Below are 25,700 nucleotides of genomic sequence, written 5' to 3'. Positions count from 1 at the left end.
AGTATTCCGTAAATTTGCTTTTTTCCATAAATAACTGAATTTGAAAGAGCAAGAATACATTGAGGTTTATGGGGCGAGAGCCCACAATTTAAAGAATATTGATTTAAAAATTCCTCGTGAAAAACTAGTGGTTATTACTGGTTTGAGTGGAAGTGGTAAATCGTCTTTAGCTTTTGACACTATTTATGCTGAAGGGCAACGTCGATATATAGAAACATTTTCAGCATATGCTCGTCAATTTTTAGGAGGGCTTGAACGACCTGATGTAGATAAAATTGATGGTTTATCTCCAGTTATTTCCATAGAACAAAAAACCACAAATAAGAGCCCTAGATCGACTGTAGGAACAATTACAGAGATTTATGACTTTCTCCGTTTACTTTTTTCTCGTGCTTCTGATGCTTATTCATATAACACAGGCGAAAAAATGGTTAGCTATTCAGACGAACAAATCAAAGAGCTTATCCTCAAAGATTTTGAAGGTAAACGCATTGCTGTTCTTGCCCCGTTAATCAAATCTCGAAAAGGTCATTATAGAGAGCTATTTGAACAAATAGCCAAACAAGGTTTTGTAAGAGTTCGTGTTGATGGTGAGATAAGAGAAATTGAAAAAGGGATGAAGCTTGATCGATATAAAACTCATGATATTGAAGTAGTAATTGATCGACTCGTTGTTAATAAAGATTCGGAAAAACGCTTGGAAGAAACTATTAAAACTGCCTTGTATACGGGCGACAATATTTTAATGGTTATTGATGTTGATGATGTAAAACCAAGATATTTTAGTAGAGAACTCATGTGTCCTACTACTGGCATTGCATATCCAAACCCTGAACCAAATACATTTTCATTTAATTCTCCTAAAGGTGCTTGTGATCATTGTAATGGACTCGGTACCACCAATGAAATAAACCTTAAGAAGGTTATTCCTGATGATAGTATTTCTATTAAAAATGGCGGAATTATTCCTCTTGGAGAACAAAAAAACAGTTGGATATTCAAACAACTGCAAACCATTGCAGAAAGATATAAGTTTAAATTGTCTGACCCAATTTCGAGCATTCCTGAGGAGGCTTTGAATGTAATTTTAAATGGCGGAAAAGAAACATTTTCAATTCAATCAAAGACAGCCGGAGTTACGCGAAAATATGAAATAGATTTTGAGGGAATTATTTCCTTTATTCAAAATCAATACAAAAACTCAGATAGTTCATCTATTAAAAGATGGGCTAAGGGATTTATGGATGAAGTTTCTTGTTCTGTTTGTAACGGTAAACGTTTAAAAAAGGAAGCGCTACATTTTAAAATCAATGATAAGAATATAAGTCAGTTAGCTCAGATGGATGTTACAGAACTATTTAATTGGTTTGAAAACATTGAGTCTAAGCTTTCAGAAAAACAGCTAAAAATTGCAACTGAAATATTAAAAGAAATACGAACTAGAATTCAATTTTTACTGGATGTAGGACTAGATTATTTAACCCTTGACAGAACCTCTAAATCACTTTCAGGAGGAGAAGCTCAAAGAATTAGATTGGCTACTCAAATTGGTTCTCAGTTAGTAGGTGTATTATATATTCTAGATGAACCAAGTATTGGTTTACACCAAAGAGATAATGAAAAACTAATTAATTCTTTGGTAAAATTACGTGATGTTGGAAATTCTGTTTTAGTAGTTGAGCATGATGAAGACATGATCAAACATGCGGATTTTGTCCTAGATATTGGTCCTGGTGCTGGAAGGCATGGTGGTGAAATAGTGAGCGAAGGTACTTTTGATGATTTAAAATCTCATAACACCCTTACCGCAGACTATTTATCTAGAAGAAAGCAAATAGAAGTACCTAAAAAAAGAAGAGAAGGAAACGGTAATTTCATTAAATTAAAGGGTGCCTCAGGAAATAATTTGAAAAATGTTTCTGTTGAATTTCCTCTTGGAAAAATGATTTGCGTTACTGGAGTTTCTGGTAGTGGAAAATCTACCTTAATTAACGAAACTCTCTACCCTATATTAAATGCTCATATATACAGAGGTGTAAAAAAGCCTATGCCTTACAAAAGTATAGAAGGACTGGAGCATATTGATAAAGTTATTGACATTGATCAGTCACCAATTGGTAGAACCCCTAGATCGAATCCTGCAACTTACACAGGAGTTTTTAGTGAAATTAGAAGTTTATTTGCTAAAACACCTGAGGCATCTATAAGAGGTTATAAACCTGGTAGATTTAGCTTTAATGTAAAAGGAGGTCGTTGCGAAACTTGTCAAGGAGGTGGTGTTCGTGTTATCGAAATGAACTTTTTACCTGATGTACATGTTGAATGTGAAACTTGTCAAGGAAAACGTTTTAATCGTGAAACTTTAGAAATTAGATATAAAGGAAAGTCTATTTCTGATGTGTTAGAAATGACTATTAATGATGCTGTAGATTTCTTCGAGCATATTCCTAAAATATTCAGAAAGTTAAAAACGATTAAAGATGTTGGACTAGGCTATATTACACTTGGACAACAATCTACAACACTATCAGGAGGAGAAGCGCAACGTATTAAATTAGCTAGCGAACTTTCTAAAAAAGACACAGGAAATACGTTCTACATACTTGATGAACCAACAACTGGGTTACATTTTGAGGATATTAGAGTGTTAATGGAAGTATTGAATAAATTAACTGATAAAGGAAATACAGTACTTATTATTGAACACAATCTTGATGTAATTAAATTAGCCGATCACATTATTGATGTTGGTTTAGAAGGAGGAAAAGGCGGCGGAAAAATATTAGTATCAGGTACTCCGGAAGAAATCGTAAAACATAAAAAGAGTTATACAGCTAAGTTTTTAAAAAAGGAATTAAAAAGGGTGTGATAAAAATCACACCCACTGGTTAAAACAATATATTCATGGAAATTAAATATATGATCAGTTTTAAGTTTATATTTTTTTAATCCTTTTCCCCCTCAGAAGCAGAATTAGAAGTATATCGAATGATATCTTGATCATTATCATTACCTGTAAATTGCTGTCCTCCTGAATCTGCCTTAATCGTAACTTTCAAAGGAACTTCTCCTGTAGAATTTGACGGAGAAACAAAAACTGCTTTTATTCCAATTTTTGAAATACTATTTCCTGGAAAAATCCCACCATTACCTATGTACCTAAACTTGTGCAGACCTCTTTCTAAAACGTAGTTCCAATCAGAGTTATCCAAAGTTTGTCCATTTAACGTAGTTAAGTTTTCATCAAAACTGAACTGAAAACGATCGCTATCCGAAATCCTAAGTTCAATAGGATTAATACCATTGGAATTCTCTCCATTTGCCTCACCTACAAAAACAACAAAATCTATTCTTCCCTTTGCTCCTACTACTTGTGTTTTACTTGTAAACAGTGTTGGAAAGTAATCAGGAAGCACAGTTTTCAATAATGCAAAAGTAAACGGTCCATCACCAGAAGGCTTAATTTTTATTGAAGAACTTGCAGCATCTACACTCACTATCTCTTCCTGTATCCATTTCTCTCCATCCCATCGTGCTACTGTAATTCTATCAATAAAATCGGAAACCAAAATTGACGATGGTGTTGTTGCTGCATCCCAATAAAAGGTCAAATCAGGTAGAGAACTCCCATTAAAATCATCAACTACCCAATATTCTTGATTGTCAACAATTTCAATTTTATCCTCTTTTAAATTCGTATTGTAAGAACCTCCTGGGTTTTCCCAAAAATACTGGGCATCAATAATAGAAGAAGCACTAGAAGTTGCATCCATTTTAAGTTTTCGATAAACATAATTTGTCGATCTATGATCTCCAACAGGAAATACGAATTCTTGATTTCCCTTTTTTCGAACCCTATCAACTACAAAACTTTCCTGTGAAACATTCAATACATTCGCAGTTTCATCGAAAATCATTAACCCATTTGAATTGTAAGCAACAACCCCATCCTTAAAATCTACATTTCCCTGAATGGTAATATTCTTTTCAATAGAAAAAGGTGCTTTTTCACTTGAGTTATCTAAAAGTACATTGCTAAATAACGAACTCCCAGAACCTGACACTTTTTGAGGTTCTTGTCCTTTAAAATTAAATACGGAGCTCTGAGTTTCAAATGAAATCTCTCCTTCATTGCTGAGATCATTATAAACGTATAGTTCTCCATTGTTAATCAAATTACCCGTTGAGCTCACCAAGAGTTCATCATAAGTAGCTGAAATACCTTCGTTCCTGTTTTCATTAGACACTATGTTTTTTTGAGCACAAGTCTCATGTCCTATAAAAACGAACATCATAAACAATAAAAAAGAAATGCTATGTTCTATTTTAATATTCAATGTTTTTAATTTTATTCTTAATCGATCTTCCATATAGAAACTAATTTTAATCAAATTACATTACTATTACTTTGAAGACTTTTTAATCAATTTAGAAAGTTGTTCTATGCGCTCATTCATCTGAGACATTTCCGAATCTAACTTCTTATTTAGTTCCTTGTTTTCCTCTTTTAATGACTTGATTGTCTTATTCAACTCAATAACATGAAGATACAGTTCTTCTACTTTTTCTAAGTTCTGAACCGAAAGTTCTGATAAGTCAATTCCATCTTTTACACCACTATAAGGCGTAACTCCAGGAAGGTGATGATTTTCTTTAGCAAACTTTTCTACCTGCTCTAAACTTGGAAATTTATAGGCATCATTTAATGATGATTTTCCATCATAATAATGGTCGAAAACATAATCTGGGTAATTCTTTGAATCAGAACGGAAAGAAGTAGCTCTAACCTTTCCCCAAACTCTAAGTTTATGGCCTTGCGCATTTGCTCCTCCAATTGCTAAATTTTCAGCAACATCGTTAAAAACCATAAACGGAGTACCAGCTCCTTGCTTTCTAATAATTAAATCATTTGCATCGATTCCTCCTGCTCCATTATTAACATATATTCTCCAAACGGCTTTACCATCTCTATCTAAAAATAAATTAGGTTGATCCGATTTTATTCTTCCATTACCAACAACTGTCAATTTTGATTCAGGACTAGAAGTACCTATACCAACATCTCCATTAGGTTTAAAGGTAACTTTATCTCCGTTATTATAAATTCTTAAATCGGCACTATTACGTCCTAAAAACCAATCATTAGCTCCTCCTTCAATCCAAGTACCTGCATCCGATCCATCTAGTTTTGCTCTTCCTCTTACATGAAGTTTAAATGAAGGAGCTCCGCCGATACCTACATTTCCTGTCCTAGAAATATTACTTGTACGATCTTCTCCGTTAACTCCCCAAGCATCACCATCTGAACCACCTGGCACTTGACTTACAATCCAATTCTTTATACTTTCCCAAGATTGCTTTCTTAGGGTTCCATCATTTTCTGTAACTGTTGCAAACGTAGAACCTGAAACATTTGGTAAATTAGCAATATTTACTTGACCTCCTTTAAACAAGTGGTTCCCCTGTTCTGAGACATACTGCATATTTGTATTATTGTAACCAATATATCCTTCACGACTACCATCACCACCAGACTTTTTAAATTCGATATGATCAACATTAGCTACTTTATTTCTATTCATGTTCAAAGTTGTTGTTGCTGAATGGTTTCCTAAATTATCTTTTAATGAATTAAGATTTACAGAATTTCCACGATTAATCGATAAAGTAGTTCCAGAAAAAGATAACGTTTGGTTATCACTTCCTCCTTGTCCTCCCACTGTAGACATTGCTATTTTTCTGACATTTCCACTTCCATCAACAGTCAAAACCTGATCCGAAGTTGTTCCTCCCGAAATTGATCTAATTCTAGCATTTCCATTAACATCTAACTTTGCAGAAGGTGAAGTTACTCCGATACCGAAATTACCTGCGGAAGTCATCGTCATTTTCTCTGCGTTTGCAACTCTAAAACCTATTTTTTGTCCATTCTGAGTATTTAATAATGTTTGTCCAGAGTTACTATGAATTAAAGCATAACCAGTAGTCGTAGCTTGATTTTTGTTTGCCAAACCAAGCCATGTTCCTCCATGTCCTACTTGACCTACTTCCACACCGTTAATTAAAGTGTTACTTCCAGCACCTTGAATTTCGTTTCCATTCATCCAAAGTCTTGTTGAAGCATTATGATTTCCTAAATTATCTTTTAAAGAGCCTAAATTAACTGAATTCCCTCCTTCAATACTTAAGTTATTTCCAGAGAATGTTAAATTTTGATCGTCAGTATTTCCTTGCCCACCAACTGTAGACATAGCAACCTTTCTTACATTTCCGCTACCATCAACTGTTAAAACTTGATCTGATGCTGCTCCACCAGCAATTGATCTAATTCTGGCATTTCCATTAACATCCAATTTAGAAGATGGAGACGCCACTCCAATACCTACATTTCCATTAGGTTTCATTGTTAGTCTATCTCCATTATTATAAAACCTCAAATCAGAACCACTTCGCCCTAAAAACCAATCTGTAGCTCCAGCTTCAATCCATGTTCCTGCATCAGAACCATCAAGTTTCGTTCTTCCATTTACATGAAGTTTAAAAGATGGTGCAACACCAACCCCAACATTTCCTCCTTGAAAAAGGTGAGCTCCTTGTTCTGCAACATATTGCATGTTATTATTATCATTCCCTATATATCCTTCTCTAGCACCAGATCCCGAAGCAAATTCAATATGACCAACATTGGCTATTTTTTTCTTAGACATTTCTAATGTCGTTGTTGCCGTATGGTTTCCTAAATTATCTTTTAATGAAGATAAATTAACTGAGTTTCCTCCCTCAATACTTAAGTTATTTCCAGAGAATGTTAAATTCTGATCATCAGTATTTCCTTGTCCACCAACAGATGACATGGCAACCTTTCTTACATTACCATTTCCATCAACCGTTAAAACTTGGTCTGACGTTGTTCCTCCAGCAATTGATCTTATTCTTGCATTTCCATTCACATCTAACTTGGCTGAAGGAGAAGTTACTCCGATACCAAAATTACCTGCAGAAGTCATCGTCATTTTCTCTGCGTTTGCAACTCTAAAACCTATTTTTTCACCTGATTGCGTATTTAATAATGTTTGACCAGAATTATTTTGAATTAAAGCATATCCGGTTGTTGTAGCTTGATTTTTGTTTGCCAAACCAAGCCATGATCCTCCATGACCTACTTGACCTACTTCTACTCCATTAATTAAAGTATTACTTCCAGCACCTTGAATTTCTTGTCCATTCATCCATAATCTTGTCGTTGCATTATGGTTTCCTAAATCATCTTTTAATCCTGATAAGTTTACATTATTTCCTTCAGAAATACTTAAAGTTGTGCCAGCAAAACTTAAAGTTTGATCGTCTGTATCTCCTTTTGAACCTATTTTTTCAGCTGTTACTTTTCTTATATTTCCATTAGCATCTACCGTTAATACTTGATCACTATCCGCTCCAGTAGCAACGGTTCTTATTCTTGCGTTTCCATTCACATCTAAGGTTGCAGTAGGACTTTCATTAAGTATTCCCACTCTTTGAGTTCCATTAGTTTGACCTAGTAAATACAATAATTTTGTATCAGAGTTTTCAGTTTTTCTTCCAACTTGAAACCCTAAATACCTATTACCAGAATTAGAACCCGAAGAAACATCACCAGCACTTATACGTGCAAGGTTTCCTGATTGAACCGACGAACCCGTTTGGAAGTTAATTCCATAATCGTTACCTCTGTTTCCCCAACCTATACCATCTCCACCTGATAGAACATTTATAATATCAGATCCTTTAGTGTTTCTAATCTGGATATTTCCTCCACTAAAATAGTGATCTGCTCCATTTTCTGAATTGTACTGTAAATTGGTATTATTGTATCCTATATAACCTAATCTAGTGTTATCTGCTTTTCTTACTTCTAAGTATCCCGTATTATTTGCTCCACCTTGTCGAATAGAAGATTTACCTTCATTTGTTCCTCCAGCAGTGATAACATTACCGTCCGAAATACTTTGCCCACTCATATCAAGTGTTTTTGTAGCGGTGTGATTTCCCAAATCATCAAGTAAACCGCTCAAACTAACTGTATTCCCATCCTGAATAGCAAGATTAGTCCCTGAAAGAGAAAGAGTTTGATTATCAGTATCTAATGAAGAAAGTGAAACACTATTTCCTCCTTCAATACTCAAATTACTCCCTGATAATGTTAAATTCTGATCATCGGTATTTATTCCTGATAAGCTTACAGAATTACCTTGTGAAATACTTAAGTTGTTTCCAGATAAAGATAATGTTTGATCGTCAGTATCTAATGAAGAAAGTGAAACACTATTTCCTCCTTCAATACTTAAGTTACTTCCCGATAATGTTAAATTCTGATCATCGGTATTTATTCCCGATAAACTCACAGAGTTACCTTGTGAAATACTTAAGTTGTTTCCAGATAGAGATAATGTTTGATCATCAGTATCTAATGAAGAAAGTGAAACACTATTTCCTCCTTCAATACTTAAGTTACTTCCCGATAAAGTTAGGTTTTGATTATCCGTTCCACTCAAAGGAACCCATCTATTTTTATCCCAATAGTAATATCCTGGAACAACATCGTTTATCGTAGCAGTATTATACACTAATAAGCTCTCTTTTGAACCTATTGACACGTTACTAACTGTTGTTACATCATTTGTTCCTGTTAATTGAACTCTTGGTAGCAATACCCCTTTATTTGCAGCAACAACTTCAAATTGTGCTGCATTATCTATTTGCGATGCACCAACAACAAATTGACCATAAATGTTTTGAAAATTAAAAGCAATTACAAAAACAAAAAAAGTAATTCTTTTTACCATACCCCCTAATGATTTTAATTCTAGTTTCCACTTATTAAGCAGTTTAGACGGTAAATAGTACTGAAAAATTACATAAGGAAGTCTCTTCTTATTTTATATAGCCCTACGCAACACAGTAAACCCCTTTCTACTACTTATAAGTATTAATTTTTTACTCTGTTTTGATTTTAGTTTATCTAAAACCTTCTCTGGGGGACTTCTATAAAATCTGGGCGCTAAAATACAGTTTTTTTCAACTGAATCAAATATTTTTTTAAAAAAACAATCGCTATTTATTTAAAAAACAGCTTTTTAAAACCTGAATCAATCTATTTTCTCAAGTAATTCTCTTGCTTTTTGGGTATTATATAATGTGTTTTTTACTATATAGTTAAGTTCTTTTTTTGCTTCTTGAGCATTGTTTGACTTAAGGTATAATAAGGCTTTATACCAATACCCCTTTTCCGCATCTATTAAGTCACTATTGATTAAACTATCGAAAATCTCTTCCGACTTTTTTTGTTCTCCTAGCTGAATATAGGATAGCCCTGAATAAATATAAACATTCGCAGATGCTTTGCCTTTTTCAAGTGCGTTATTAAAAATCTCAGATGCTTTTGCATAGTCTTTTTCTTTATAGTAGTTTTCAGCTTTTACCAATTCATCCAAGCTATTATCTCCTCTATTTACAAAAGTCGGTAATTCTTGAGAAGAATAATGAGCAAAAAGCTCGTTTGAATTTGGTGCAGGATTAAATGGGTTTAGGAAAACACCTAAAAGTAATGCTATACTAGCAGCAACAGCTAAAACATAATACAATCTTTTAATCTTCGGTGAGTTCTTTTTTTTAATAGATTCGAAACTACTTTTAATATTCTGTTGTAATTCCTTTACTTCTTTCTTCTCAAAATAGCTTTCTAAATCTTTTACATCTTCCTCATTATCATGATGAAAATTCCATTCATTCTCATTAAAAGAACTAAACAATTCTTTTTCAAAACTTACCTTTTCATTGAATTCGCTATCCTTTTTCAAACGTTCTTCAAAGACAGTTCTTTCCTTATTATCTAATTCGTTTTTTAGATAACGCTCAATTAGTATGTCTTCTTCTAAGCTCATATGGCAGCTAGTTTTAAGTAACGAGTATCCGATTTTATAAGCTCCGTAAGCTTCTTTTTACATTTAAACACTCGTTGTCGTATTACAGTTTCTGAACTATATTCTGTTTTGGTTAAAATTTCGGCATAAGATAGTTTGGCGAAGAACAAATTGAGTATATGCTTACAATTTTCTGATAGTTTCCCCATCTTTTCAATAAACAACTCTTGCTTTTTTATTTCTAAATAGGCCTCGGCATTTTCTCGCTCTTCACTTACACGTTCCACAACTTCGTTGTTTGTTACCCTGTTTTTATTTTTATTTAACTCTCTTCTCCATAAATTTCTACAAACAGTATACAAAAAACCATCAAAACTCGTATTTATTTCAAAATTTTCCCTTTTTAAACGAACAGCTATTTGCAATAGAGCTTTTTGAAAAACATCTTCCGCATCTTCAATACTCCCCTTATTCTGGAGAATAAAGTTTTTGATACTAAAAAAATTCTTTTGATAAATTTGATTGATAATTTTTGAATTGTTGGTTTCTAAAGCTTTTAAGAAAGTTTTTCCGTCCATTTTGAAATTTTAACAATCAAAAATAAAAAAATTATATTTGCTCCCATGCGAATTTTCTCTTAAATTGTAGATTGGTTTTGGTTATGTGTTTCTTCAATAAATTTATTTATCATTTATTCCTTTCTTTAAGTTTAACACTTTGTTCTCTTAAAACATACTCTCAATACTCATATAAAGAACTTTTAGAACTTGATAAAAAAATCAGTATAACAGAAACTTACGCTGATAGTATTCTATCTGCTTTTGAAAAAAAGGATGCTCTATTTGCAAAAAATGCTCATGGTTTTTCTTATTTCTTTTATAGAGAAAGACAAAATTTTGATTTAGGAATAAAATATGGTCTCGTTGAGAAATCTGTTTTGGAAAATGTAGGACTTAAGAATTCCGATTACTCCAACATTCTTTACAATATTGGCAAGTATAATTTTTTAAAAAAAGAATACAATATTGCTTTAGATTTTTATAAAAAGTCAATAAATTCGGATGCTTCAAAATTTAAATCAGCTCAATCTTATTGTCAAGTTGGGTACATTTATTTTCTACAAGGGGACTATCACAAATCACTTAACTATTATTTAAAGGGACTGCCTTTGATTGAAAAGCACGGGACTATTAAAAGTCTTTTGGCTCATTCCATTAATTTCGCACTCGTATGTAATAAATTAAACTCAAAAAAAAGCATTGCTCGGGGCTTATACTATCTTAATAACATAGATAGTATTATTAAAACAAACTCAAATACCTCCTTTAATAAATCTCATCTATACAATCTTCAAAACGGTTTTGGAAATCTTTACACCTCGAATCATTTCTTGAACTCGAAAAAAGCAAATTTCCATTATAATAAAGGTTTGAACTTAGCTAAAAAACTGAATGACCATTACCTTACATCAATTATCTATTCCAATCTAGGTGAATTATATTTAAAAATGGACAACGATAGCTCTCTGTATTATTTCAGTAAAAGCCTGTCTTTTAATTTAGACGGAGAGTCCATAGCTAACGAAACACATAAAAACATTTCTTTATTTTATTTAAAGAAAAACGTATTAGAAAAATCTTTGAATCATATTGAAAAATCATTAAACTTATGTTTTTTGACTAAACGCAATTCTGATATACGAATATTAACTTCTAGAGAGTTATTAAACACAAAAGACAAAAGAGTGGCTGTTTCTTCATTGGCTCTAAAATCAACCATATTATTTAAATTGTATTTAAAAACAAATAACTTATCTTTCCTTAAAAAGCTTATAAAAAACACCTCCCTACTGAATGATTTCATTACACTTCTGATAAACTACAACACTACAGAAATTGACACAAAGTATCTTTGGAGAGAAGAAGTTTATGATAGCTTTAACTTATCTACCCTCTCAGCTTACCTACTGAATGATAAGGAATTAATGTTTAGATTTATGGAAGTAAGTAAAACGTTTTTATTATTACAAGAAATTTCAAAAAAAAGACAATTATTAAACTTACCTTTTCAATTAACTAAAAGGGATAATGATTTAAGAAGAACGATACTCTCCTATGAAGAAAGACTAGATAACTCAGAGAACTTTGACCTTAGGGATTCTATTTTTAGTTTAAAAACAATTTATCAGAACTTTAAAGATTCGATACAAAAAATCTACCCTGAATACACATCTCCTGATCAAAAAATTGAACCTATAACTTTAGAAACCCTAAAGAAAAGTTTAGACAAAAATGATGTTATTATCAGCTTCTCCATGAGTAATATGGAAATTGGTGAGACCAAATCTAATTTAATCGGATTGGCAATTACAAAAAACAAAACTATCCCACTCAAAGCTCCAGATAGTGAGAAAACTATCGAGAGTCTAAGCACATATAGAAAACTTCTTTCCACTCCTTTAAAAACTAAAGAAGAATTAAATGAATTTAAATTGACCGCATCTTTTTTATATAATCAGCTATTTCCAACTTCAGAAATCAAAAACCTAATACAACAGAAGAACGTACTTATTGTCCCTGATGTCACTTTAGAGAATACACCTTTGGAAGCTTTAATTTCTGAAAAGGATTCGTTTCGATATTTAATCCAAGATTGCAATATCAGTTACGCCTATTCGTTAACTTTTTCAGAATTAAATAAAGATTTGATTAGAAAGACTAGTAATGATATCTCTTTTTATTCTCCTATAAAATTTGGTAATACTACTATTTCTTCACTTCCGTTTACAGAAAAAGAATCTAATAATATTGAAGGTATAATTAGCGGAGATTTCCTTGAATTCAATAATGCCAGTAAAAGAAACTTTATAAATTATAGCCCTAATTCAAAGATTATTCACCTAGCGACTCATGCTAATGCTAGTGGCAATCCCCAAATTCAGTTTTACGATTCAATTTTACCTTTACATGAATTGTACACCTATAAAAACAATGCCGATTTGGTTGTTTTAAGCGCTTGTGAAACTAATCTAGGAGAAATTAAAAAAGGTGAAGGTGTATTAAGTTTAGCGAGAGGTTTCTTCCACTCTGGAGCAAACTCCGTAGTTTCTTCTCTTTGGAAAATTAATGACGCCAGTACGTCAGAAATCATGACTAATTTTTATAAAAACCTAAAAGACAATCAACCCAAAACATTGGCTCTAAATAATGCCAAAAGATCTTACCTCAAAAACCATAGTCTTTCTGAAAAATCACCTTATTATTGGGCTTCTTTTATATTAATTGGTGATACCAATCCTGTTTTTGAAGATTATTATTTTGAACTATTTTTACTTTCAATGGCTATTTTAGTAATTCTATTAGTTGTTTTTAAATTCTACAATAAAAAATGGGTAACAAATTTTTAAAACAAGAACATATCAATAAATAAATAAAATATTAAGCAATATGAAAACAAAATCTATCTTCATTACTTTAGGGTTATTAATGCTATCTTTAATATTTTATAGTTTTAATTATAAAAATAACAATTATAACGAACCTAAAACTATAAAATCATCAGAAAATCCCAACATAATAAATGTCCTTGTAGCTTATCCGAGTTCATATAGCGAAAAAGAACGAAATTATGCTAGAGATAAATTTATACATGGTTGGAACCTTCTTGAAATCACTAAATGTCCGCAAAATGCGAATATCGAAATTTTACGAATTTATATAATAGGTCCTACTGGTGGTGCTCATGTGCAGGATGATGAAGATTACCAAACTCCAAATAGTTCATATTTACCCAGTGATATGGAATTACAAATAAAAGCAATGCAGAGCGGTATGTTGTCAGCTGCTAAGGATAAAGATTGCGACGATCTTGACTCTCTCTTAATCCCTACTGGTCTTAATTAGAAACACAATCTTAACAAAACAAAAAAAGAAGGTCTTACCTTCTTTTTTTGCTCTTCACTATTTCCCAAATAACAATAATTAGAAATAAAAATATTAAAAGAAAATTATCTTTCCGTCCTCGTTATTACTGGGCTTCTTTTGTATTGATTGGTGATACCAATCCTGTTTTTGAAAGTAATGTTATTTTATACATTTCCATTATCCTTATTTTTGTTGTCTTACTATTTCTTTTCTTGAAAAAAAGAATTATAAAACGTAATGATATTAAGTGAAATAGCTTTACTGTATAATTTATTTTTCTATTTCTTGTTTTCTTAGATTCGTTTAATTTGAGAAAAACATCAGTCCTCTTTAGTAATAGTTAACTAAGTATAATTTGCATTTTAAGTAGTTTTTCTTTTCCAAACGAAACATATCAAGATGAAGGTTTTAAATTAATCAAAAATAAAAAATTATATTTGTTGTGGGGTAACAAATTTCATGTTAATGAACATGAATTATAGAAAACAAAAATTTTTATTTTATGAAAGCAATCAAAATGTTTAGAGTTTTGGGGATTGTAACTTTGATGTTAATTTTATCTAGTTATGTGGTTAATACCAAAAATCAATCGAATTATACAAATGTTTCGGAAGACAGTTTTTACTCTTCTACCGTATTACTTGTGTACCCTTTCAACCTATCTAGCTCAGAAAGAAATGCTCGCAGACAATGTTTAATAAGTAGCCTAGGAGGGTCCCTTGGTCCAATTGAGCAATGTCCAATGAACTCTAATGCTGAGTTCGTTACTATTTACAGTGTTATAATTAATCCTGGAACCCAGAACAATAATGCAGCTTCTGATGATGATGACAGAGATCCAAACTTGCCAGTTTATACACAAAATGAAGCAAGTCAAATAGCCGAAGGATGCGGTCTTATTGGTTTGTCTTTGACTTTAGATTGTGAAGGATTTAGTCCATTCCAACCGAACTTTTAACTTGAAAAAAAGATTTCTATTTTTTTATTTTACTATAGCCTTACTTCAAAGTAAGGCTATAGCTCAATACACCTATAAAGAACTTCTTTCTCTCGAAAAAAAACTAAAAATAACAGAACATTTTGCTGATAGCGTGCTAGGCTCAATTGATAAAAAAGACCTAAAATTCACGTATCTAGCTCACGGTTTTTCTTATTACTTTTATAAAAAGAAAAACAATTTTAAGCTTGCTATAAAATATGGTGAAATTGAGATACAAACTTTCGAAAACTTAAAACTTAATCATCCAGACTATACTAATGCGTTATATAATGTCGGAAAGTTTTATAGAATAGAAAAAAAATACAATGAGGCGATAAGCTACTTTCTGAGAGCAATAAAATCGAATGCAGACCTTAAAAAGGTGGCACAATCTTACTGTCAAATAGGAGAATGTTTATCTAGAAAAGGTGACTATTATAAATCTATTGAATTTTATCTTAAAGGATTCCCTCTAATTGAAAAATACGGGAGGAAGACTAGCGTAATAGCTCATTATGTTAATTTCGCATATAACTGTGTTGAAATAAATTCAAAAGAAATTTCTGAACAAGGGTTATCCTATCTTAAAAAAGCTGATAGTATAATAAAAAACACTCCAAATATCCACATTAAAAACCACCTATTAAATCATTTGCATAATAGTTTTGCTATTACCTATTCTTTAGCTCACAATTACAATTTTGAAAAATCGAAATTTTATTACCAAAAAATTATTAGCAATTCAAAATCTATAGGAGACTCTACAACAACTGCCAATACATATCTAAACTTAGGTGAGTTATATTTAGATAAAAAAAATGACAGTGCCATTTATCTTTTGATTAAAGGTATAAAATTCGATATTAATAAAGAGAATCTTAACGAAATATATAGGAATACAGCACTTTTTTACACTCATAAACGAAACTATTTAATTGCTCTTGATCATATTTCTAAATCATTAAAATATAATTTCCAGTTAAAAAAAGGAAATAAAATTAGCGATCTATCCAAAAATAAGATACTCAATATTCAATATAAAACGTCAAGTATAAGAGCATTAAAATTAAAATCTCAAATATTAATAAACTTATTTTTTTCTACTAAAAAACAAGAGTATTTAAAGCAAATTATTGACAATATTAGGTTAACCAATAAGCTAGTTTCCGTTATCGTTAATTATAGTTCTGAGACCAATACAAAATACCTTTGGAGAGAACATGTGGCCGAGAATTTTAAAATAGGTATATACGCTTGTCATTTGCTTCAAAATCCGGAATTAATGTTTGAATTCATGGAAGCAAACAGAGCTTTTATACTTACTCAGGACATTAACACTAAAAAACAATTATTAGAAGTTCCAAAAGAAATAAGTCATATAGATATAGGGTTTAAAAGAAAAATACTAAAACTTCAAGATAGTATTTCCTCTTTTAAGATTTCAGCTAAACGTAATTTCCTTTTTAACTTAAAAGAGAAATATCAAAACTTTAAAGATTCTATTCGAAAAATTTACCCTGAATACCTTTCTCTTGATCAAAACATAACACCTATAACCTTAGAACAGACCAAAGAAAACTTGAAGGAAAATGATATTGTCATTAGGTTTTCGTTAAGTACAACTGAATTTAAAGATGAACGATCTAGCTTAGTTGGTTTGGTTATCACTCATAACAAAACCATTTCCTTTAAAGTTCCCAATGCCGAAAAAACTATAGAACAACTAAGCATTTACCGAAAAATGCTTACAACACCATTAAAAACAAAAGAAGAATTAAATCAATTTAAGTCAACTGCATATTTTCTATATAATCAACTATTTCCTACTTCAGAGATTAAAGCCCTTATAAAAAACAAAAACACACTTATTGTCCCTGACATTACCATGGAGAACACTCCTTTAGAAGCTTTAATTTCTAGGGAAGATTCGTTGCACTATTTGGTAGAAGATTGTAATATCAGTTATGCATATTCTTTGACTTTTTCTGAATTAAATAAGGGCGTTATCAGAAAGACTAATAATGATCTTTCGCTATATTCTCCTATAAAGTTTAATAACACCTCTATTTCTTCACTTCCATTTACGGAAAAGGAGTCTAATGATATTGAAAGTATAATTAGCGGTAATTTCCATCAATTCGATAATGCCAATAAAAGTAACTTTTTAAAAAATAGTGCTAATTCAAAAATTATTCATCTAGCAACTCATGCAGATGCTAGTGGTAATCCTCAAGTTCAATTTTACGATTCAATTTTACCTTTACATGAATTATACACCTACAAAAACAACGCAGATTTAGTCGTTTTAAGTGCTTGTGAAACGAATCTGGGAGAAATAAAAAAAGGTGAAGGTGTATTAAGCTTAGCAAGAGGCTTTTTTCATTCTGGAGCGAACTCCGTTGTTTCTTCTCTTTGGAAAATTAATGACGCTAGTACTTCAGAAATAATGACCCATTTTTATAAAAATTTAAAAGATAATCAATCTAAAACTTTGGCTCTTAATAATGCCAAAAGGTCTTACCTCAAAAACCATAGTCTTTCTGAAAAATCTCCTTATTATTGGGCTTCTTTCGTATTGATTGGTGATACCAGTCCTGTTTTTGAAAGCAATGTTGTTTTATATATTTCCACTGCCCTTATTTTTATTGTTTTACTATTTCTTTTTTTGAAAAAGAAAGCTACGAAACATAAAAAACATGAAGAAAAATAACAATACTACAATCTTTATTTTTTTTCTTTTATCTCCTTGTAAATTATTATAATGGGTATTCTCAATTCAAAAACAATAAAGAAGTTATCCAATTAAATAAAAAACAAAAGGAAAGTAACCTAACTCTTCACTTGTCAGTACTACTTATCGCTGTAGTAATATTACTTATATTTTTTTTCAAAAAAAGAGGGTAACAATTTTCCTCCCTTTGAACATACTAGTAAATAATCTGATATGAAACATGAGCTCTGATGTTTATGGAAAATATCGGATAGCATAAATAGACAAATCGAACATTGTTCTCATTTTTATTTTCGATTTAATCTGTCTTATGCGCGTCGTAAAATCGGGGGAAAATTGCTAGAAAAACCTAATGAAGACATTGCCTATTACAAAGGTTACATTGAAAAAGAAAAAAGACCTCTACGATAAGTATTAGTCCACTTATTGTAGAGGTCAAAAATCTAAAAACAATCATATAGATTATAAATACTTTAAAACATATATTAAAATAGACGTATACCTTGAACGTCTTAAAAATGATCAAGGACTTTATTAAACTAAATTTAATTATAATGAAAAGATCAATTTTAAACATGGGTAAAGCCTTAAACAAAACGGAACAGAAAAATATCTTAGGAGGAGGAGAAACTATAAAAAAACTTGACCCTCATTGTGATAGAGTTGTTCATGAAGGCCTATGCTATTCATATTCATTCGGTGGTGGAATTGCAGCTGGAAAGTATTATGAGTTCCCTTGTAATTGCTAAGTTCTTTGTCGAGAGAAAGGTATAATACCTTTCTCTCTTTTATTATTTTGATTCTATATAGAACTTCTGAAGAGAATGACCTTTTTCGAAATATTCCCACCCTATTTATCTTTATCGCTAGCCAAATTTTGGCTTATCGAGTTTCTCAACTCTACTTATTTTTTTAACCTTCACAACGTTTTTTTATCGTTTTTTTCAATCTTAACAAAAGAAAAACCACTAAATTAGCAAGCTTCCCTTTTTTGGGGAGAATTAACTTAAAAAAGATTTGAGTATGACTCCTAATGATGACAGAAAAATAAGAGAAAAATTACAGCAAAAAACTTGGAATGAAATTAAAACCAATGATTCATGGGCCATCTTTAAAATTATGGCGGAATTTGTTGATGGCTATGAAAGATTAAGTAAAATTGGTCCGTGTGTTTCTATTTTCGGATCAGCCAGAACAAAACCTGATCATCCTTACTATAAATTAGCTGAAGAAGTAGCTTTTAAACTTACCCAAAATGGTTTCGGTGTAATCACAGGAGGAGGTCCTGGAATTATGGAAGCAGGAAATAAAGGTGCTAATAGAGGAAAAGGTACTTCTGTTGGGTTAAATATTGACCTTCCTTTTGAACAACACGATAACCCTTGGATTGATCCAGGAAAAAGCTTAGACTTTGATTACTTTTTTGTAAGAAAAGTGATGTTTGTAAAGTATTCTCAAGGATTTGTTGTTATGCCTGGTGGTTTTGGAACCTTAGATGAGCTTTTCGAAGCAATAACCTTAATTCAAACCAAAAAGATCGGGCGATTTCCAATTGTATTGGTAGGTAAAAAATTCTGGGGCGGTTTACTCGACTGGATTAAAAATACTCTTTTAGAAGAAGGAAATATTAGCCCCGAAGACATGAATTTATTTAGAGTGGTAGATACAGCGGATGAAGCCGTAGAACATTTCAATAAATTCTATGCGAAATACAAATTAAAGCCTAATTTCTAGAAAATTATTCTATATTTAAAACTCGTTACGAATCGCTATTTGTAACGAGTTTTTATTTTGTGTAATATGATAAATAGATTTCCTCTTTTCCTTTTCCTTATTCTTTTTGTCTCAATACACAATGTATTTACTCAAATAAATACCATTTCCTCAAATATTATTCTTAATGACAGCAGTAGAACATTTGATATTCAACAGAGGATTGTTTTTGTTAATAAATCTACTCATAATCTCAGTAAAATATATCTTCATAATTGGGGAAATAGTTTCTCAGGAAACGATACTCCTTTAGGTAAAAGGCTTATAGAAGACTACCGGAAGGATTTTTACTTTTCAAAGGAAGAAGAAAGAGGTTTTTCCAAAATAAAAAACCTATCTGTTAATTATCAACCGGTGAATTTTCAAGAACTCCCAAACCAACAGGATATTCTTGAATTAACTCTAAACAAAGCTCTAAACCCAAAAGATAGCATTACAATTTCATTACTTTACTCACTTAAAGCTCCGAATTCAAAGTTTACAGGCTATGGTAAAACAAAAACGGGATACCATTTACGTTTTTGGCAGATTATCCCTGCTATTTACGACTCAAAATGGAATTTAATGAGTAATTTAAATATGGACGACTTATACCAAGATGTTGCCAATTATGACATTAAAATAAAGGTTCCTAAGAAATATAAAGTTGAAAGTAATTTATACCAGTATAAAACAACAGAAGGTAATTTTACCACATTTCAATTAATTGGAAATCGAAAAAAGGATATCATCTTAAGTATAGATTCAAACAAAAGATTTAAATCATTTAAAACGAAAACTCAAGAAATTAAAACGGATGCTTTCGATAAAAATATATCTATCGAAGATTCTGAAAAAATAATTACCAAGCAAATTAACTTTATTGAAAGCCACATTGGGAAACACCCACATAATGAAATATTTGTGGATAGAATTTCTGTAAATAAAAATACACTTCGCGAACTTTATGGATTGCCACGTTGGCTAAAACCTTTTCCCGAAAATTTCAGATGGGATGTTAATTTCTTTTACGCCTTGAGTTCAAAGTACATAAATGATATTTTAGTTCATAATAAAAGAAAAGACTACTGGTTTATTGATGGATTGGAAACATTTTTAATGATGGAGTATTTAAAAGAATATTACCCTGAAGTAACCATTCTTGGTAAATATTCAAATTACTGGCCCATTAAGAAATATAATTTAAGTAAATTAAAACAAAGAGATAAGTTCCCTTTTATTTACCAGTTCAGTGCACGGAAGTTTTATGATCAACCACTTAAAACCGCCGCGGATTCTCTTTCTAATTTTAATCGTAAAGTAGTAAGTAAGTATAAATCTGGACTTGGTTTTCGCTATTTGCAAGATTATTTGAACGATAGTATTCTTCAAAACTCAATAAAAAAATTCTTGTATAAAAATCATTTAAAACTAAGTAACCCCTCTGAATTCCTATCCATTCTTCAAAAGAATACTTCAAAAGACATTAATTGGTTTGTTAATGATTATTTGAAAACAGCTAAAAAAATTGATTATAAAATCACTTCTGTAAAAGAAACGAAAGGAGAAGACTCATTAAAGGTCACTATTAAAAACAAAAGAAATTTTACCGCTCCAGTAGCATTATACGGAATCAATAAAAAGGATATAAAGTTTAAAAAATGGGTTTCTGGTATTGACTCCACGAAAACAATAACTGTTAAAAAAGGAGACTATACAAAATTCGCTTTGAATTACGAAAATACCTATCCGGAACATAATTCACTTAACAATTTTAGAAAAACAAACAACAAACTAATTAATAAACCTCTTCAGTTTCGATTTTTTCAAGATGCAGAAGACCCTTATTATAATCAACTCTTTTATTACCCAGATATCAAATATAACTTATACGATGGAGTCATTTTAGGTGTTAAACTAAAAAATCAACCCATTATTCCCCATAATTTAGAATTTACATTAACCCCTAACTATAGTACAAAAAGTAGAAACTTTACAGGAGCTTTTGCCGTAGCATACAATCAGTTTTTCGAGACATCTTCCATTTATAAAATCAAATATGGATTAAATGGAAGTAATTTTCACTACGCTCCTGAATTAGGTTATAACACCTTAGTACCTTACGTTAGTATCGCATTTAGAAGAAAAACATTGCGAGATGTGGGTTCGAAAACTTTTACTACACGACTCTTTTACATAAATAAAGAAGTTCCTCAAGGAAGTCCTGTAACCGAACAAGACCGATACAAGGTTTTAAATTTCAGATACATACACAGCAAACCAAATATAATTGAACGACTTCAATATGCCGTTAATTTTGAGCTTGGAAATAACTTTACAAAACTATCTACCGACATTCGTTATTTGAAGTTTTTTGATAATGATAGAAGCTTTAATCTACGTTTTTTTGGAGGTATGTTTGTTACCAATAATTCAGTCGGTGATTATTTTAGTTTCGGACTGAATAGAAGTTCAGATTATTTATTTGAACAAAATTTATTCGGTCGTTCAGAAAGCTCTGGGCTTTTTAGCCAACAATTTATCATATCAGATGCTGGTTTTAAATCAAAGTATAATACTCCTCAAACCGCAAATCAATTTATCTTGGCTGGTAATACCAGTGTAAGCGTTTGGAAATGGGTTGAGATTTACAATGATGTTGCTATGTTAAAAAACAAATCTAGCAGTCCTAATTTCTATTATGAAAATGGAATTCGACTTAATTTTGTACCTAACATATTCGAATTTTACTTCCCTATTTATACAAACCAAGGCTGGGAAGTAACTAGGCCAGCTTATCCTACAAAAATACGATTTGTAATTACCACGAATTTAGATAGAATATATAATTTTATAAGAAGAGGTATTCTCTAAAAAATGTAATTTTGGTGCTTATTTAATCTCGTAGAATTTATTAATTCAACAATAAGATTCCTTCATAATATCATATCATCTTGAGTTTTGATAAAAATTAACAAATACTCAATAAAAGCTTATTTTTTAACTTTTTTTTGAATTATTCTTAACAAAAAGAACAATTTTTAAAATTCAATTAAAAAAACTATCTTTGTAACCTCACCTATAATTAGATACAGTATGATGGAAAACACTGAAGTAGTTAATAACCAAAAACTTTCTTTTGCAGATTTTAAACACGAGGTTTTAAACGATTATAGAATAGCTCGCATCAGTAGAGAGTGTAGCTTACTTGGTCGGAGAGAAGTTTTAACTGGAAAAGCTAAGTTCGGAATTTTTGGTGACGGTAAAGAAGTTCCTCAGCTAGCCATGGCGAAAGCTTTTAAAAATGGTGACTTTCGCTCGGGATACTATCGTGACCAAACGTTTATGATGGCCATAGGCGAGTTAACTGCTCAACAGTTTTTTGCAGGATTATATGCACATACCGATATCGAAGCTGACCCAATGTCGGCAGGGCGTCAAATGGGTGGACACTTTGCAACACATTCGTTAGATGAAAACGGGAATTGGAAGAATTTAACTCAACAGAAAAACTCTTCAGCTGATATTTCTCCAACAGCAGGTCAAATGCCTCGTTTATTAGGATTAGCACAAGCTTCTAAGATTTATAGAAATGTTAAGGAGTTAAAAAACCATACAAATTTTTCGGAAAAAGGAAATGAAGTTGCTTGGGGTACTATCGGTAACGCGAGTACTAGTGAAGGTCTGTTTTTCGAAACCATAAATGCTGCAGGTGTATTGCAAGTTCCTATGATTATGAGCGTATGGGATGATGAATATGGAATTTCAGTGCATGCAAAATATCAAACAACTAAAGAAAGTATTTCTGAAATTTTGAAAGGGTTCCAACGCGATGAAAATCAAAAGGGATATGAAATTTTTGTTGTGAATGGTTGGGATTATGTCCAATTGATTGACACTTATAATAAAGCTGCAAAAATTGCTAGAGAAGAACATTCTCCTGTTTTAATTCATGTAAAAGAATTAACACAGCCACAAGGACATTCTACATCTGGGTCTCATGAAAGATATAAATCTAAAGAACGTTTGCAATGGGAACAAGAACATGATTGTATTGCTCAGATGCGTAAATGGATTCTTGAATTTGAATTACAAGATGAAAATGGTGATACTTTAAGATTAGTTGATTCTGAAGAGGAATTGATTAATATTGATAAAAATGCAAAAAAAGATGTTTCTAAAGCAAAAAGAGATGCTTGGGCAGCTTTTACAGGAGAAATAAAAAATGAAGCTCGAGCTGCACTCACAATTTTAGAAAAACTTGCAGAGAAAAGTAGTAATGGGACTTTTATATCAAAGTTAACGAACGATCTTGCTGCTATAAATGAGCCTATTCGAAAAGATATTTTAAGTACAGCACGTAAAGCTTTAAGGTTCTTAAGAGATGAGAATTTACCTGAAAAATTAGAGCTTCAAAACTTTATTAAAGCTTCTCTAGAAAACGCTTATGATAAATATTCGTCGACTCTTCTAAGTGAAACAGACAATTCTCCATTAAAAGCTACTCAAATACAACCAAAGTATGTTGGAGAAGAAAAACTAGTAGATGCTCGAATTATCATGCGTGATAATTTTGATGCCATCTTAAAAAAGCATCCAGAGGTATTAATCTTTGGAGAAGATGCTGGATATATCGGAGACGTTAACCAAGGATTGGAAGGGCTTCAAGAAAAATTTGGAGAACTTAGAGTTTCTGATACTGGTATTAGAGAGGCAACTATTTTAGGTCAAGGAATTGGAATGGCAATGCGTGGATTACGACCAATTGCTGAAATCCAATATTTAGACTATTTATTATATGCTCTTCAAATAATGAGTGACGATTTAGCAACACTTCGTTATAGAACCTATGGAAAACAAAAAGCTCCATTAATTGTTCGTACCAGAGGACATAGACTTGAGGGTATTTGGCATGCTGGTTCGCCAATGGGAGGAATTATTAATAACGTCAGAGGAATACATGTACTAGTTCCTCGTAACATGACAAAAGCTGCTGGATTTTACAATACCTTGTTAAAAGGAGATGACCCTGCTTTAGTTATTGAATGTTTAAATGGTTATCGTTTAAAAGAAAACCTTCCGACTAACCTAGGTGATTTTACAACTCCTATTGGAGTAGTTGAAACCATTAAAGAAGGTACTGATATTACAATAGTTTCGTATGGGTCAACATTAAGAATAGTTGATGAAGCAGTTAAAGATCTTGCACAAGTTGGTATTAGTGCTGAAGTAATCGATGCTCAAAGTTTATTACCTTTTGACATTCATCATGATACTGTAAAATCTGTAGCTAAAACAAACAGGCTATTGGTAGTTGATGAGGATGTTCCTGGAGGTGCTTCAGCGTATTTATTACAAGAAATTTTAGAAAAGCAAAACGGATATAAGCATTTAGATAGCAAACCAGCAACACTTACTTCGAAAGAACATAGACCAGCATATGGAACCGATGGAGACTATTTCTCAAAACCTTCAGCTGAAGATGTTTTTGAAAAAGTATATGAAATAATGCATGAAGTAGACCCTCAAAAGTTTAAAAACTTATATTAACAATAGTTAATTAACATTAATAAAAAAGCGCTTTTAGAAAATTCTAAAAGCGCTTTTTATTTTATAACTAAAGAGAGAACTACTCTTCTGTTTTCTCATCTACTTTCGCATCTTGTGCGTCAATAGGTGTATTTCTCGACTCATAATCACTAATTTTAGTCTTAATAGCTTCAATAAATGTCGAAGAAGATAAATCCGAATTTTCAACGATCTCTTTCAACGCCTTTATTCTATCAGTCATTGTTTCTTTTTTAACCGCTAACGCAGCATATTTTGCTGTTGCAATATCCACTGCATTTTCAGAAATATTTGAAGTTTTTATCCAACCTTCTTCGATGTACTCTCCTTCTGCTCTTTTTCCTTTTACTTTTACCCAATCATCTTGAGTTGAAGTTACAGCAATAATATCCATTGCACTATACTTCTTATCTGTTTTCGTTAGTAAATCTGGTCTTTTATAAACTGTTGCATCTTCAAGTAAAGCTCCCACTTTCCCGTTTACAGCTAAAAAACGAACCGGAGTCCATCCTTCTTTCCCGTCAACTAACCTAACTTTCACATATACTTTTTTAGATTTTGGATCTGTGGTCTCATCACCTGTTAACTCAATTTTTTCTCCCAAACTCATTGACGTTAACCATTTACCCTTAGCTTCTGGTGTTTCTCTAACTGAAAGTTTTTCTAACAAACAAATGGCATCATTCGATTGAACTCCCTCTTTTTCAACAGATTTTGAAGTCGCTTCTGTAGTTTCCTTTTTTGTTTCGTTTTTTGCGTTTTCCTTACAACTTGCAAACAAAACCGCTACTGACATAATAGCAATACATAGTTTTTTCATCTGAAATAAATTTTACGCAAATATAACT

14 protein-coding genes are annotated in these 25,700 nt (G+C 31.6%); 9 read left to right on the top strand and 5 right to left on the bottom strand.

From position 1 onward, the window contains the following. Nucleotides 1-40 precede the first annotated feature (40 nt). Nucleotides 41-2,869 carry an excinuclease ABC subunit UvrA gene (uvrA, locus tag ACKTTV_RS20480; RefSeq protein WP_408032752.1) on the top strand — a complete coding sequence of 943 codons (2,829 nt, stop codon included), beginning with the start codon at nt 41-43 and terminating at the stop codon, nt 2,867-2,869. A gap of 76 nt (nt 2,870-2,945) precedes the next feature. Here the strand turns inward: uvrA and ACKTTV_RS20475 are convergent, their stop codons facing one another. The 4 genes from ACKTTV_RS20475 to ACKTTV_RS20460 form a co-directional block, all read right to left on the bottom strand. Next, nucleotides 2,946-4,370, bottom strand: coding sequence for a hypothetical protein (locus tag ACKTTV_RS20475; RefSeq protein WP_408032751.1), 1,425 nt, complete (start codon nt 4,368-4,370; stop codon nt 2,946-2,948). A 33-nt stretch (nt 4,371-4,403) separates the two neighbouring features. Next, on the bottom strand, nt 4,404-8,822 hold the full coding sequence (locus ACKTTV_RS20470; protein WP_408032750.1) for a hypothetical protein: 4,419 nt from the start codon (nt 8,820-8,822) through the stop codon (nt 4,404-4,406). Between the two features lie 303 nt (nt 8,823-9,125). Next, nucleotides 9,126-9,920: a tetratricopeptide repeat protein gene (locus tag ACKTTV_RS20465; protein WP_408032749.1), complete on the bottom strand. Its 795-nt coding sequence runs from the start codon at nt 9,918-9,920 to the stop codon at nt 9,126-9,128. Continuing rightward, on the bottom strand, nt 9,917-10,477 hold the full coding sequence (locus ACKTTV_RS20460) for an RNA polymerase sigma factor (RefSeq protein ID WP_408032748.1): 561 nt from the start codon (nt 10,475-10,477) through the stop codon (nt 9,917-9,919). Before ACKTTV_RS20460 ends, ACKTTV_RS20465 begins: the two co-directional genes overlap by 4 nt. Before the next feature lie 83 nt (nt 10,478-10,560). On the opposite strand from ACKTTV_RS20460, the gene ACKTTV_RS20455 reads away from it, so the two are divergent. The 8 genes from ACKTTV_RS20455 (at nt 10,561) to ACKTTV_RS20420 (ending at nt 24,834) form a co-directional block, all read left to right on the top strand. Further along, nucleotides 10,561-13,305 carry a CHAT domain-containing protein gene (locus ACKTTV_RS20455; RefSeq protein WP_408032747.1) on the top strand — a complete coding sequence of 915 codons (2,745 nt, stop codon included), beginning with the start codon at nt 10,561-10,563 and terminating at the stop codon, nt 13,303-13,305. 40 nt (nt 13,306-13,345) lie between these two features. Next, nucleotides 13,346-13,801 (top strand): hypothetical protein, encoded by a 456-nt coding sequence (locus ACKTTV_RS20450; RefSeq protein WP_408032746.1) that lies wholly within the window; start codon nt 13,346-13,348, stop codon nt 13,799-13,801. A 523-nt stretch (nt 13,802-14,324) separates the two neighbouring features. Continuing rightward, on the top strand, nt 14,325-14,780 hold the full coding sequence (locus ACKTTV_RS20445; RefSeq protein ID WP_408032745.1) for a hypothetical protein: 456 nt from the start codon (nt 14,325-14,327) through the stop codon (nt 14,778-14,780). Nucleotide 14,781: 1 nt separating this feature from the next. After that, a complete protein-coding gene (locus ACKTTV_RS20440) occupies nt 14,782-17,511 on the top strand; it encodes a CHAT domain-containing protein (protein WP_408032744.1) in 2,730 nt (909 codons plus the stop codon). Nucleotides 17,512-18,086: 575 nt separating this feature from the next. Beyond that, nucleotides 18,087-18,281: a hypothetical protein gene (locus ACKTTV_RS20435; protein WP_408032743.1), complete on the top strand. Its 195-nt coding sequence runs from the start codon at nt 18,087-18,089 to the stop codon at nt 18,279-18,281. Between the two features lie 274 nt (nt 18,282-18,555). Beyond that, a complete protein-coding gene (locus tag ACKTTV_RS20430) occupies nt 18,556-19,266 on the top strand; it encodes an LOG family protein (RefSeq protein ID WP_408032742.1) in 711 nt (236 codons plus the stop codon). A gap of 66 nt (nt 19,267-19,332) precedes the next feature. Further along, on the top strand, nt 19,333-22,158 hold the full coding sequence (locus ACKTTV_RS20425) for a gluzincin family metallopeptidase (RefSeq protein ID WP_408032741.1): 2,826 nt from the start codon (nt 19,333-19,335) through the stop codon (nt 22,156-22,158). Nucleotides 22,159-22,380: 222 nt separating this feature from the next. After that, nucleotides 22,381-24,834 carry an alpha-ketoacid dehydrogenase subunit alpha/beta gene (locus tag ACKTTV_RS20420; RefSeq protein WP_408032740.1) on the top strand — a complete coding sequence of 818 codons (2,454 nt, stop codon included), beginning with the start codon at nt 22,381-22,383 and terminating at the stop codon, nt 24,832-24,834. Nucleotides 24,835-24,913: 79 nt separating this feature from the next. Here the strand turns inward: ACKTTV_RS20420 and ACKTTV_RS20415 are convergent, their stop codons facing one another. Beyond that, the gene (locus ACKTTV_RS20415; RefSeq protein ID WP_408032739.1) at nt 24,914-25,672 is read right to left on the bottom strand and encodes an SH3 domain-containing protein; all 759 of its coding nucleotides are present in this window, start codon (nt 25,670-25,672) and stop codon (nt 24,914-24,916) included. Nucleotides 25,673-25,700 lie beyond the last annotated feature (28 nt).

It is taken from the genome of Tenacibaculum xiamenense (genome assembly GCF_964513065.1).
In the GTDB taxonomy this organism is placed as follows: domain Bacteria; phylum Bacteroidota; class Bacteroidia; order Flavobacteriales; family Flavobacteriaceae; genus Polaribacter; species Polaribacter xiamenense.
Note: the sequence above shows the minus strand (reverse complement) of the source record. Positions and strands in the feature narration are given on the sequence as shown.

Excerpts from the sequence above, each read along its gene's own strand:
- ACKTTV_RS20475 (WP_408032751.1), bottom strand. The coding sequence starts at position 4,370 with ATGGAAGATCGATTAAGAATAAAATTAAAAACATTGAATATTAAAATA.
- ACKTTV_RS20415 (WP_408032739.1), bottom strand. The coding sequence starts at position 25,672 with ATGAAAAAACTATGTATTGCTATTATGTCAGTAGCGGTTTTGTTTGCA.
- ACKTTV_RS20450 (WP_408032746.1), top strand. The coding sequence starts at position 13,346 with ATGAAAACAAAATCTATCTTCATTACTTTAGGGTTATTAATGCTATCT.
- ACKTTV_RS20435 (WP_408032743.1), top strand. The coding sequence starts at position 18,087 with ATGAAAAGATCAATTTTAAACATGGGTAAAGCCTTAAACAAAACGGAA.
- ACKTTV_RS20470 (WP_408032750.1), bottom strand. The coding sequence starts at position 8,822 with ATGGTAAAAAGAATTACTTTTTTTGTTTTTGTAATTGCTTTTAATTTT.
- ACKTTV_RS20455 (WP_408032747.1), top strand. The coding sequence starts at position 10,561 with ATGTGTTTCTTCAATAAATTTATTTATCATTTATTCCTTTCTTTAAGT.
- ACKTTV_RS20425 (WP_408032741.1), top strand. The coding sequence starts at position 19,333 with ATGATAAATAGATTTCCTCTTTTCCTTTTCCTTATTCTTTTTGTCTCA.
- ACKTTV_RS20430 (WP_408032742.1), top strand. The coding sequence starts at position 18,556 with ATGACTCCTAATGATGACAGAAAAATAAGAGAAAAATTACAGCAAAAA.
- ACKTTV_RS20460 (WP_408032748.1), bottom strand. The coding sequence starts at position 10,477 with ATGGACGGAAAAACTTTCTTAAAAGCTTTAGAAACCAACAATTCAAAA.
- ACKTTV_RS20445 (WP_408032745.1), top strand. The coding sequence starts at position 14,325 with ATGAAAGCAATCAAAATGTTTAGAGTTTTGGGGATTGTAACTTTGATG.
- ACKTTV_RS20465 (WP_408032749.1), bottom strand. The coding sequence starts at position 9,920 with ATGAGCTTAGAAGAAGACATACTAATTGAGCGTTATCTAAAAAACGAA.
- ACKTTV_RS20420 (WP_408032740.1), top strand. The coding sequence starts at position 22,381 with ATGATGGAAAACACTGAAGTAGTTAATAACCAAAAACTTTCTTTTGCA.